Genomic DNA, 11,965 nt, shown 5'->3' on the forward strand with positions numbered 1-11,965 from the left:
GGGCTGGCTCAAGTCCGCGTCAGTGCGAGAGAACTCGCCACGCCAGGAGATTCCCGTCCCACGGCAGCCGAAGGCTCCGCCGTTCCCGGACCGACCAGGGGCTCACATGACCACCAAGAAGGTTCCCTCCCGCCGCACTCGTGCGGTGGCCCCTCCACCCCCATCACGGACACGCGAAGAAGACGACGCCAACACGCTGGACTCACGCCAGTTGCTGCGCGTGCTCACCGCCGTGCGCAAGGGCGACTTCTCCCAGCGCATGCCCATGGACAAGGTGGGCAGTGCCGGCAAGGTGGCCGACACGCTGAACGAAATCATCGAGCTCAACGAGCGCATGGCGCGCGAGTTCGAGCGCATTGGCACCGTGGTCGGCAAGGAGGGCCGCATCACCCACCGCGGCAACGTGGTGGGCGCGGTGGGCTCCTGGGCGGACTGCGTGGAGTCCGTCAACACGCTCGTCGCGGACCTGGTGCAGCCCACCACCGAAATGGGCCGCGTCATCGGCGCGGTGGCCAAGGGCGACCTGTCCCAGACGATGGCGCTGGAGGTGGACGGCCGTCCGCTGAAGGGCGAGTTCCTCCGCACCGCCCGCCTGGTGAACGGCATGGTGGAGCAGCTCGGCGCGTTCGCCTCGGAAGTGACGCGCGTGGCCCGCGAGGTGGGCACCGACGGAAAGCTCGGGGGTCAGGCCAAGGTGAAGGGCGTGGCCGGCACGTGGAAGGACCTCACGGACAACGTGAACTCCATGGCCTCCAACCTCACCGCGCAGGTGCGCAGCATCGCCGAAGTCACTACGGCCGTGGCCCGCGGTGACCTGTCGAAGAAAATCACGGTCGACGTGCGCGGCGAGATTCTGGAGCTGAAGAACACCATCAACACGATGGTGGACCAGCTCTCGTCGTTCGCCTCGGAAGTGACGCGCGTGGCGCGTGAAGTGGGTACGGAAGGAAAGCTGGGCGGCCAGGCCGTCGTGAAGGGCGTGGGCGGTACGTGGAAGGACCTCACGGACAACGTGAACTCCATGGCCTCCAACCTCACCGCGCAGGTGCGCAACATCGCCGAGGTGACGACGGCGGTGGCCAACGGTGACCTCTCCAAGAAGATCACCGTGGATGCGAAGGGCGAGGTGCTGGAGCTGAAGAACACCATCAACACGATGGTGGACCAGCTCAACAGCTTCGCGTCGGAGGTGACGCGCGTGGCCCGCGAGGTGGGTACGGAGGGGAAGCTCGGCGGTCAGGCCATGGTGAAGGGCGTTGCCGGTACGTGGAAGGACCTCACCGACAACGTGAACAGCATGGCCTCCAACCTCACCTCGCAGGTGCGCAACATCGCCGAGGTGACGACGGCCGTCGCGAACGGTGACCTGTCCAAGAAGATCACCGTGGACGTGCGCGGTGAGATTCTCGAGCTGAAGAACACCATCAACACGATGGTGGACCAGCTCAACAGCTTCGCTTCGGAAGTGACTCGTGTGGCGCGCGAGGTGGGCACCGAAGGAAAGCTGGGCGGCCAGGCCGTGGTGCGCGGTGTCGGTGGAACGTGGAAGGACCTCACCGACAACGTGAACAGCATGGCGTCCAACCTGACGTCGCAGGTGCGCAACATCGCCGAGGTGACGACGGCGGTGGCCAACGGTGACCTCTCCAAGAAGATCACCGTGGACGTGAAGGGCGAGGTGCTGGAGCTGAAGAACACCATCAATACGATGGTGGACCAGCTCCGCGCGTTCGCCTCGGAAGTGACTCGCGTCGCGAAGGAAGTGGGCACCGACGGAAAGCTCGGGGGGCAGGCCGACGTGAAGGGCGTTGCCGGCGTGTGGAAGGACCTCACCGACAACGTGAACAGCATGGCGTCCAACCTCACCTCGCAGGTGCGCAACATCGCCGAGGTGACGATGGCGGTGGCCCGTGGCGACCTGTCGAAGAAGATTACGGTCGACGTGCGCGGCGAGATTCTGGAGCTGAAGAACACCATCAACACGATGGTGGACCAGCTCAACTCGTTCGCCTCGGAAGTGACGCGTGTGGCGCGCGAGGTGGGTACGGAAGGAAAGCTGGGCGGCCAGGCCGTGGTGCGCGGTGTCGGTGGCACGTGGAAGGACCTCACCGACAACGTGAACAGCATGGCGTCCAACCTGACGGCCCAGGTGCGCAACATCGCCGAGGTGACCACGGCCGTCGCGAACGGTGACCTGTCGAAGAAAATCACCGTGGACGTACGCGGCGAAATCCTGGAGCTGAAGAACACCATCAACACGATGGTGGACCAGCTCAACAGCTTCGCGTCGGAAGTGACGCGCGTGGCCCGCGAGGTGGGCACCGAAGGAAAGCTGGGTGGTCAGGCCGTCGTGAAGGGCGTTGCCGGTACGTGGAAGGACCTCACCGACAACGTGAACTCGATGGCGTCCAACCTGACGTCGCAGGTGCGCAACATCGCGGAAGTCACCACGGCGGTGGCTCGCGGTGACCTGTCGAAGAAAATCACGGTCGACGTGCAGGGCGAAATCCTGGAGCTGAAGAACACCATCAACACGATGGTGGACCAGCTCTCGTCCTTCGCCTCGGAGGTGACTCGCGTTGCCCGCGAGGTGGGTACGGAAGGAAAGCTGGGCGGTCAGGCCGAGGTGAAGGGCGTCGCGGGTACGTGGAAGGACCTCACGGACAACGTGAACAGCATGGCCTCCAACCTCACCACCCAGGTGCGCGGCATCGCCAAGGTGGTGACGGCGGTGGCCAACGGAGACTTGAAGCGCAAGCTGGTGGTGGACGCGAAGGGCGAAATCGCCGAGCTGGCGGACACCATCAACGGCATGATTGACACGCTCGCGGTGTTCGCCGACCAGGTGACCACGGTGGCCCGCGAGGTGGGTATCGAAGGAAAGCTGGGCGGCCAGGCCCGCGTGCCCGGCACCGCCGGCATCTGGCGCGACCTCACGGACAACGTGAACCAGCTCGCCGCCAACCTCACCACCCAGGTGCGCGCCATCGCCGAAGTCGCCACGGCGGTGACGAAGGGTGACCTCACGCGGTTCATCACCGTGTCCGCGCAGGGCGAAGTGGCCGCCCTCAAGGACAACATCAACGAGATGATCCGCAACCTGAAGGACACCACGCGGAAGAACACGGAGCAGGACTGGCTCAAGACGAACCTGGCCAAGTTCACCCGCGTCCTCCAGGGACAGCGTGATTTGCTCACGGTGTCCAAGGTCATCCTGTCCGAGCTGGCGCCGCTGGTGGACGCGCAGCACGGCGTCTTCTACATCTCCGAGCGCGCCGAGGGCGGCGAGGCCGTCCTCAAGCTGCTCGCCTCGTACGCGTACCGCGAGCGCAAGGGGCTCTCCAACACCTTCAAGTACGGCGAAGGGCTCGTGGGCCAGTGCGCCCTGGAGAAGGAGCCCATCCTCCTGTCGGACGTGCCGGACTCGTACATCCGCATCTCCTCCGGCCTGGGCGAGGAGGTGCCGCGCAACATCGTCGTGCTGCCGGTGCTCTTCGAGGGTGAAATCAAGGCCGTCATCGAGCTGGCCTCGTTCCACCGCTTCAGCGAGGTGCACCTCGGCTTCCTGGAGCAGCTCACCGAGTCCATCGGAATCGTGCTCAACACGATTGCCGCCAACATGCGCACGGAGGCCCTGCTGAAGCAGTCGCAGGCCCTCACCGACGAGCTCCGCAAGCAGCAGGAGGAGCTCACGGAGACGAACAAGCGCCTGGAGCAGCAGGCCACGTCGCTCCAGCAGTCCGAGGAATTGCTCAAGCGGCAGCAGGAGGAATTGCGCCGCACCAACGAGGAGCTGCAGGAGAAGGCGAAGCTGCTCTCCGAGCAGAAGACGGAGGTGGAGCGCAAGAATGGCGAAGTGGAGCAGGCCAAGCGCGCGCTCGAGGAGAAGGCCGAGCAGCTCAGCCTCACGTCCAAGTACAAGTCCGAGTTCCTCGCCAACATGAGCCACGAGCTGCGCACGCCGCTCAACTCGCTGCTCATCCTCAGCCAGACGCTCAGCGACAACGTCGACGGCAACCTCACCACGCGGCAGGTGGAGTTCGCCAAGACGATTCACGCGTCCGGCGCGGACCTGCTGGAGCTCATCAACGACATCCTCGACCTGTCCAAGATTGAGTCCGGCACCATGGCCGTGGACGTGGGGCCGCTGCGCTTCAGCGACCTGCGCGAGTTCGTGGACCGCACCTTCCGGCAGGTGGCGGACAAGAAGGGGCTGGAGTTCACCATCGGCCTGGCGGACGCGCTGCCCGGCGAGCTGGAGACGGACGCCAAGCGCCTCCAGCAGGTGCTCAAGAACCTGCTGTCCAACGCCTTCAAGTTCACCGAGTCCGGCTCGGTGTCGCTGCGTATCGGCATGGGGAAGGCGGGCTGGTCGGCGGACCACCCGGTGCTGTCCAAGGCCCCGTCGGTGGTGTCCTTCTCCGTGGTGGACACCGGCATCGGCATCCCCAAGGACAAGCACCAAATCATCTTCGAGGCCTTCCAGCAGGCGGACGGCTCCACCGCGCGCAAGTACGGGGGCACCGGCCTGGGTCTCTCCATCAGCCGCGAAATCGCGCGCCTGCTGGGCGGCGAAATCCGGCTGGAGAGCGAGGTGGGCAAGGGCAGCATGTTCACCCTGTACCTGCCGCTGGACTTCGTGGCGGAGCAGCGGCCCTCGCCGGAGGCGAAGGCCCGCGAGTCGCTGCCGCCGCCGCTGCCCGCGCGGCTTCCCACGGAGCCGGAGCCCTTCCCGTCGGTCCGCATCGACATCGAGGACGACCGCGGCGACATCCACCCGGGGGACCGGGTGCTGCTGGCGGTGACGCAGGTGGCGGACCACGCGGCGCGGCTGCGGGCCGCGGCGCAGGGCTCGGGCTTCAAGGTGCTCGTCTCCACCGAGGTGGAGGGAGCGCTGGACGCCGTGCGCAACGCGCGCCCGGTGGCGGTGGCCGTGGACCTGGACCTGCCGGAGATGGCGGGCTGGGTGGTGCTCGACAGGCTCAAGCACGACGCCGCCACGCGCGCCCTGCCGGTGTACACGGTGTCGGACGGCGACCACCGCGAGCGCGCGCTCAACCTGGGCGCCATCGGCCACCTCCAGGCGGCGGCGGACCCGGAGCTTGCCCAGCAGGCGCTGGAGTCGCTGAAGAGCTTCGTGGAGCGCAAGGGCCGCTCGCTGCTCCTCGTCGAGGACGACGACGTGCACCGTCAGTCCCTGGTGGAGTTGTTGGGCAGCGAGGACGTGCGCACGGTGGCGGTGGGCACCGGCGCGGACGCGCTGGGCGCCCTGGCCGAGCGGCGGTTCGACTGCATGGTGTTGGACCTGGGCCTGCCGGACATGACGGGCACGGAGCTCATCCGCCGCATCCGCGAGCTGCACGGTGCGGGCGGGCCGCCCATCATCGTCTACACGGGCCGCGAGCTGACGCGCACCCAGGAGACGGAGCTGCGGCGCGTGGCGGAGGCGATTGTCGTCAAGGACGCGCAGAGCCCCGAGCGACTGCTGGAGGAGACGAGCCTCTTCCTGCACCGCGCGCCCGCGCAGCTCACCGAGCCCAAGCGCCGCATGCTGGAGAAGGCGCGCGAGCGAGACCCGCTCCTCGTCGGCCGCAAGGTGCTGGTGGTGGACGACGACGTGCGCAACATCTTCGCCCTCAACACCGTGCTGGAGCGCTACGGCATGCGGGTGGCCTTCGCGGAGAGCGCGCGCGAAGGGCTCACGCTGCTGGAGAAGGACATCGACATCGAGCTGGTGCTGATGGACGTGATGATGCCGGAGATGGACGGCTACCAGGCCATGCGCGCCATCCGCCGCATGGAGCGCGTCAGCCACCTGCCGATTCTGGCCCTCACCGCCAAGGCGATGAAGGGTGACCGCGAGAAGTGTCTGGAGGCCGGCGCGTCCGACTACATCACCAAGCCGGTGGATATTGAAAAGCTGCTCAGTCTGCTGCGCGTGTGGCTGCACGCGCCGCGCGGCGCCCTGCCCAAGGGGCCGCGCACGGAGGTCTCCAGTTGAGCGCTGGGATTCCAGGCGCGGAGCTGGAGTCCATCGAGGTGGACCTGCTCCTCGAGGGCGTGGCCCGGCAGTGGGGCTTCGACCTGCGCAGCCATGCCCGGCCGCTGTTGCTCCGGCGGCTGCGGCGGCACCTGCGCGAGGAGCGGCTGGGCACCTTCTCCGAGCTCCAGGCCCGCGTGCTGCACGACGGCGAGGCGCTGGAAGGCCTGTTGCGCACGCTGTCCTGCACGCCGACGTCGCTGTTTTCGGACCCGGCCTTCTTCCGCGACTTCCGCGCGCGGGTGGTGCCGGTGCTGCGCACGTGGCCCTCCGTGCGCGTGTGGCACGCGGGCTGCGGCACGGGCGAGGACACCTATGCCCTGGCCATCCTCCTTCAAGAGGAAGGGCTGTGGGGCCGGTGTCGGCTGTACGCGTCCGACTTCAGCGAGGGGCTGCTGGCGGACGCGCGCACCGGCGTGCTGCCGCTGCCCACGGAGGACGACGCGCGCCGCTACGTGGAGGCGGGAGGGAAGGGCGCCCTTTCGGACTACTACACGCGCGACGGCAACTGGGCGCTCCTCCAGCCCAGGCTGCGCGACGGCATCTTCTTCACCCAGCACAACCTCGCGACGGACGGCTCGTTCAACGAGTTCCACGTCATCGTCTGCCGCGACACGCTGCTGACGTTCAACCGCACGTTGCACAACCGCGTGCACGGGCGCCTCTTCGAGAGCCTCGCGCGCTTCGGCTTCCTGTGCCTGGGGCGCAAGGAGTCGCTGGCGCGCACGCCGCACGCCGCGGCGTACGAGGAGCTGGAGGGCTCGGGCCGCATCTTCCGGAGGTTGGCGTGAGCTCCATCGGCATCCTGGTGGTGGGTGCGCCTCGCGCCGCGGCGGCGGACGTGGAGGCGCTGCTGACGATGCTGCCCCGCGAGCTGGCCGCGCCGGTGGTGCTGGCGCTGCACCGTGGGCCGCATGACGCGCTGGCCGCGCCGCTGGGGCGCCGCTGCGCGCTGCCGGTGGTGGAGCCGGACGACAAGGATGATTTGACGCCCGGCCGCGTGTACCTGGCTCCCTCGGGCTACCACCTGCTGGTGGACAGGGGCAGCGTGGCCCTGTCCGTGGAGCCTCCCGAGCACGGGCAGCGGCCCTGCCTGGACGCTCTCTTCGAATCCGCCGCGGACAGCTACGGCCCGCGCGCCGCGGGGCTGCTCTTCACCGGGCACGAGGACGGCGCGGCGGGACTGGCGCTGCTCCAGGCGCGAGGCGGCCGCGTGGCGGTGGTGGGCGAGGACTGGGAGGGCGGCGGCGGACAGGACGGCCCGATGGAGCGGCTGTCGATGGCCTCCATAGGCCCCTGGCTGGCGCGGCTGGCGTACGTGCCTCGCGCGCGGGGGCTGCCGTGAGCTCCACGCCCTCGCGCGAGCGGCTGCCGGCGGTGATGGTGGAGCCCGCCTCGGTTCTCCTCGTGGATGACCAGGCGGAAGGGCTGCTGGCGCTGGAGGCCACGCTGGCGCCGCTGGGGCAGCGGCTGGTCACCGCGCGCAGCGGCCGCGAGGCGCTGCGCCACCTGCTCACCCGCGACTTCGCCGTCGTCCTCCTGGACGTCGTCATGCCGGAGATGGACGGCTTCGAGACGGCGCAGCTCATCCGCGAGCGCGAGCGCAGCCGTGACACGCCCATCGTCTTCCTCACCGCGCTGTCGCAGGGGCAATTGCCGGAGCTGCGCGCCTACGCGGTGGGCGCGGTGGACTACCTCCTCAAGCCCTACGAGCCGGAAATCCTCCGCTCGAAGGTGAGCGTCTTCGTGGAGCTGTACCGCAAGACGGAGATGGTGCGGCGGCAGGCGGAGGCGCTGCGCGAGGCGCAGAAGCGCGAGCACGAGCGCGAGCTGGCCGAGGCCAATCGTCGCGCGGAGTCCGAGCGCGCCCGCGTGCGCGAGGAGCTGCTGCGGCGGGAGATGGAGACGAGCCGCAGCCAGTACCGCTGGCTGGAGGCCGTGCTGGCTTCACTGCCCACGCCGTTGGCGCTGGTGGAGCCCGACAGCGGCCGCACGCTGCTGGCCAACCGGGCGGCACAGAGTCTGGCCGGAGGGTGTCTGGCGTACCGCGAGGCGAGGGACCTCTACCCCGACGCCGTCTTCCGGGGCGCGGACGGACAGCCCCTGCCCGAGGCCGCACTGCCGCTGATGCGCGCCGCGCGGGGTGAAGCCCTTCAGGGACTCCAGGTGGAATGGGAACTGGGAGGCCAGCACGGAGCGGCGCTCGCCTTCAGCGCGATGCTGCCGCAGATGCACGGCCGCCCGGAGACGGTGCTGCTCGCGCTCCTGGACGTGTCCGCGCTGCGCTCCACCGAGCGTGAATTGCGGCGGGCCCTGCTGGCGGCGCGGGACACCCCCCTCGACGCGACCCGGCTGGTGGAGGGCCTGCGCAACCTGCCGGCCCCGGAGGCTTCAGAGGGCGGCTCTCCCCCAGCGGCGGACACCGGGCAGGCGTCCATGTCCGCCATCCCCACCGCTGAACATCCGAATGAGGGAAATGGTTGACGCCCCAAAGAACATGGGCAAGGTGGGCGTGTGAGCGATGCCGGACTTCCACCGCGGGTCCAGCGCTTCATCACGACGCATATCGACTCCCTGGAGAAGCTGGAGGTGCTCCTCCTGCTTCGCGCGCGAGCGGACCGGGAGTGGACGGCGTCAGCGGTGAGCCTGGAGCTGCGAATCACAGAACTCTCGGCGACGGCGCGGCTGGCGGACCTGGCCGCGCACGGTCTGCTGGTGGGCAACGCGGAGAGTCCGCCCACGTACCGCTACAGTCCCTCGAGCTCGGAGGACGTACAGGCGGTGACGGAATTGGCGGCGGTGTATGGAGCGAAGCGGGTGAGCGTCATCACCTTCATCTTCTCCCGGCCCCTGGACAAGGTCCGGGGCTTCGCGGACGCCTTCGTGTTCAAGAAGGACAAGGACGGAGGGGGCCATGGCTGAGGCCGTCTACATCCTCTGTGCCCTGACCAGCGTGGCCTGCGCGGTGCTGCTGCTGCGCGCGTACAAACGCACGCAGTCGCGGTTGCTGTTGTGGAGCGGCCTGTGCTTCGCGGGGCTGGCTCTCAACAACGTGCTGCTCTTCGTGGACCTGGTGCTGCTGCCCACGGCGGTGGACCTGTACGTGCCCCGCCTCATCACCGGCGTGGCCAGCGCGGCCATCCTGCTCTACGGCCTCATCTGGGATGCCTCGTGAAGGTGGACGCATGAATCCCCTGCTCAATGGCATGACGGCGATGGCGTGGCTGGCGTCCTCGCTGTTCTTCCTCCGCTTCTGGCGGCAGTCGCGAGACAGGCTCTTCGCCTTCTTCTCGCTGACCTTCTTCCTGCTCGCGGGCAACGCGGTGGCGGCCGGGCTGCTCGACGTGGACGACGAGCGGCGCTACTACATCTACGTCGTCCGCCTCTTCGCGTTCCTCCTCATCCTCTACGCCATCTGGGACAAGAACCGCGCCGTGCGCCGCGGCTCCGGCGGGTAGATTGACCCGGCCGTCAGCGGCTCCTTACGGGGTCGTCACGATTGTCACAGTGAATCCATGAAATACGGTTGCTCCTTCTTTTTCTGGAGGAGCATAGATGCATCTGCACCGTCGTGACTTCCTTCGTCTTTCCGCGCTGGGGGGTGGAGCGCTGGCTCTGGGGCCGGGCTTCTGGAAGGCGGCCTATGCCGCGCCGGCGCAGCCAGGGGCGAGCCCGTATGGCGCCATGTCCGGCTCGCCGGACGCGAATGGCGTGCGGCTGCCAGCGGGCTTCACGTCGCGCATCATCGCCCGCTCGGGGCAGGTGGTGGCGGGGACGGGCTACACGTGGCACGGCGCTCCGGACGGTGGCGCGTGCTTCGCGCTGTCCACGGGCGGCTGGGTGTACACGTCCAACAGCGAGCTGTCGTCCGGCGGCGGCGTGAGCGCGGTGCGCTTCGACGGCGGCGGCGCGGTGGTGGGCGCGTACCGAATCCTCTCCAACACGCGGAGCAACTGCGCGGGCGGGCCGACGCCGTGGGGCACGTGGCTGTCGTGCGAGGAGTACAGCGGCGGGCGCGTCTGGGAGTGTGACCCGACGAAGTCCTCGCAGGGCGTGGCGCGCGGCACGCTGGGCACCTTCGCGCACGAGGCGGTGGCGGTGGACCCGGTGGGCAAGGCGCTGTACCTCACCGAGGACAGCACCAGCGGGCGCTTCTACCGTTTCGTCCCCTCGGCATACCCGTCGCTGACGGCGGGCCAGCTGCAGGCGGCGAAGGTGAATGGAGACCCGCTGGCGGGCACGGCCACGCTGACGTGGGTGAACTGCTCGGCGTCCAGCCCGGCGTCGTCGCAGTCGTCGGTGGCGTCGAAGACGACGGTGTTCAACGGCGGCGAGGGGTGCTGGTACGACAGCGGCGTCATCTACTTCACGACGAAGGGAGACAACCGCGTGTGGGCGCACACGCCGGCCACCGGAGCGCTGGAGGTCATCTACGACGACAACCTCTACGCCAACTCGCCGCTCACCGGCGTGGACAACGTCACGGTGTCGCGCTCGGGCGACCTCTACGTCGCCGAGGACGGCGGCAACCTGGAAATCTGCATCATCACCCCGGGCCCCAACCGCGTGGTGGCGCCGTTCATCAAGCTGGAGGGGCACTCCGCCTCGGAAATCACCGGGCCGGCATTCAGCCCGGACGGGCGGCGGCTGTACTTCAGCTCGCAGCGCGGCACCTCGGGCACCAACGGCGGCGGCATGACGTTCGAGGTGAGCGGGCCGTTCCGGTGAGGAGTCGTTGACGTAGGACGGGGACGCCGTGGCCAGCAGCGCACGGTGTCCCCGGGTGGAGCCTCGTGCCCGCTTGACGGTGGTGCGAGGCATCCGCAACAACGAGCGGTATATGGACGCCTCTCCACTTCCCCGCTTCACGCCGCGCCGTCACCTGGGCGGCACCGGCTTCAACGCCACGGCCGTGGGCATCGGCGACATCGCCGACCGTTCAACTCATCGCGAGACGCTCGTCCGCACATTGCGCCGCGCGCTCGACACCGGGCTCAACGTCATCGACACCGCGCCCAACTATGAAGAGGGCCTGAGCGAAGAGACGGTGGGCGAGGCGCTGCGGGGCCGGCGCTACGGGGTCTTCCTCATCGACAAGGTGGACGTGCTGGACGCGCCGGTGGCCCCGCAGGTGGAGGGCAGCCTGAAGCGGCTGGGACACGACACGGTGGACCTGTTCGTCTTCCACGCGGTGTCGGAGCTGGCGGCGTGGGAGAAGCTCGCCGCGCCGGGCGGAGGCATGGAGCAGCTCGGCCAGTGCGTGCGCGAGGGCAAGGCGCGCTTCCGGGGCATCTCCAGCCACCATCCGGACGTGCTGCGCGCGGCGCTGCGCTCCGGGCTGTGCGACGTGGTGATGTTCCCGCTGGGGCCCTTCGTGGACTCGCGCTACGTGGACGACGTGCTGCCGCTGGCGCGCTCGCTGGGCGTGGGCGTGGTGTCGTTCAAGACGTTCGGCGCGGGCAAGCTGCTCGGTGACACGGAGGGCTACGGCCGGCCGCTGGAGGCGAGGCCTCGCGGCAAGGTGGGCTCGGGCGGGCGCGAGGACCGGGGCGAGCCCTCGCTGCCGCACCTCCCGGTGGACGCGTGCGTGCGCTACACGATGACGCTGGACCCGGACGTCATGCTGATGGGCATGAGCCACCCCAACGAGCAGGACGCGGCGCTGCGCGCGGCCGCCGCCTTCCAGCCGATGTCCACCGAGGAGATGGCCCACGTGCGCGAGCGCGCCCGCGAGGCCATCCAGGGCAAGGGCGCCATCTGGTGGGACCCGCCGGCCGCGGTCACCGGAGCGGGGTGACGCACGCACTCGCGGTGTGCCCGCATGGGGCCTCGGGGTCCACCACCTGACACTCGTCTCGTACCCGGGGGAGGGCCCGGTTGGCTGTTTCGCGGGTGCGTCATTATCTCGGCCCGCCATGTCGCGCC

General features: G+C 68.9%; 9 protein-coding genes. All 9 read left to right on the plus strand.

What is annotated here, in order from left to right; genetic code table 11:
* Window positions 1-106: 106 nt before the first annotated feature.
* The 9 genes from ACVTJA_RS05415 (at window position 107) to ACVTJA_RS05455 (ending at window position 11,837) form a co-directional block, all read left to right on the plus strand.
* A complete protein-coding gene (locus ACVTJA_RS05415) occupies window positions 107-6,001 on the plus strand; it encodes a HAMP domain-containing protein (protein ID WP_465834369.1) in 5,895 nt (1,964 codons plus the stop codon).
* Window positions 5,998-6,831: a CheR family methyltransferase gene (locus ACVTJA_RS05420; protein ID WP_465834371.1), complete on the plus strand. Its 834-nt coding sequence runs from the start codon at window positions 5,998-6,000 to the stop codon at window positions 6,829-6,831. The genes ACVTJA_RS05415 and ACVTJA_RS05420 overlap by 4 nt, the downstream gene beginning before the upstream one ends.
* Window positions 6,828-7,385: a chemotaxis protein CheB gene (locus tag ACVTJA_RS05425; protein ID WP_465834373.1), complete on the plus strand. Its 558-nt coding sequence runs from the start codon at window positions 6,828-6,830 to the stop codon at window positions 7,383-7,385. Before ACVTJA_RS05420 ends, ACVTJA_RS05425 begins: the two co-directional genes overlap by 4 nt.
* The gene (locus ACVTJA_RS05430; protein WP_465834375.1) at window positions 7,382-8,524 is read left to right on the plus strand and encodes a response regulator; all 1,143 of its coding nucleotides are present in this window, start codon (window positions 7,382-7,384) and stop codon (window positions 8,522-8,524) included. Before ACVTJA_RS05425 ends, ACVTJA_RS05430 begins: the two co-directional genes overlap by 4 nt.
* A gap of 30 nt (window positions 8,525-8,554) precedes the next feature.
* Window positions 8,555-8,962: a hypothetical protein gene (locus ACVTJA_RS05435; RefSeq protein WP_465834377.1), complete on the plus strand. Its 408-nt coding sequence runs from the start codon at window positions 8,555-8,557 to the stop codon at window positions 8,960-8,962.
* Window positions 8,955-9,215, plus strand: a complete 261-nt coding sequence (locus ACVTJA_RS05440) for a DUF5985 family protein (protein WP_465834379.1) — start codon at window positions 8,955-8,957, stop codon at window positions 9,213-9,215. Before ACVTJA_RS05435 ends, ACVTJA_RS05440 begins: the two co-directional genes overlap by 8 nt.
* 10 nt (window positions 9,216-9,225) lie before the next feature.
* Entirely contained in the window at window positions 9,226-9,498 is a 273-nt protein-coding gene (locus ACVTJA_RS05445) for a DUF5985 family protein (protein ID WP_465834381.1), read from the plus strand.
* A 97-nt stretch (window positions 9,499-9,595) separates the two neighbouring features.
* On the plus strand, window positions 9,596-10,768 hold the full coding sequence (locus ACVTJA_RS05450) for an alkaline phosphatase PhoX (protein ID WP_465834383.1): 1,173 nt from the start codon (window positions 9,596-9,598) through the stop codon (window positions 10,766-10,768).
* A 79-nt stretch (window positions 10,769-10,847) separates the two neighbouring features.
* Entirely contained in the window at window positions 10,848-11,837 is a 990-nt protein-coding gene (locus tag ACVTJA_RS05455) for an aldo/keto reductase (protein ID WP_465840315.1), read from the plus strand.
* Window positions 11,838-11,965: the final 128 nt, after the last annotated feature.

Source organism: Pyxidicoccus sp. M6, assembly GCF_055568925.1.

What these genes read in the sequence shown, in the direction of transcription:
- ACVTJA_RS05415 (WP_465834369.1), top strand. Translation starts at nt 107, where the DNA reads ATGACCACCAAGAAGGTTCCCTCCCGCCGCACTCGTGCGGTGGCCCCT.
- ACVTJA_RS05440 (WP_465834379.1), top strand. Translation starts at nt 8,955, where the DNA reads ATGGCTGAGGCCGTCTACATCCTCTGTGCCCTGACCAGCGTGGCCTGC.
- ACVTJA_RS05445 (WP_465834381.1), top strand. Translation starts at nt 9,226, where the DNA reads ATGAATCCCCTGCTCAATGGCATGACGGCGATGGCGTGGCTGGCGTCC.
- ACVTJA_RS05450 (WP_465834383.1), top strand. Translation starts at nt 9,596, where the DNA reads ATGCATCTGCACCGTCGTGACTTCCTTCGTCTTTCCGCGCTGGGGGGT.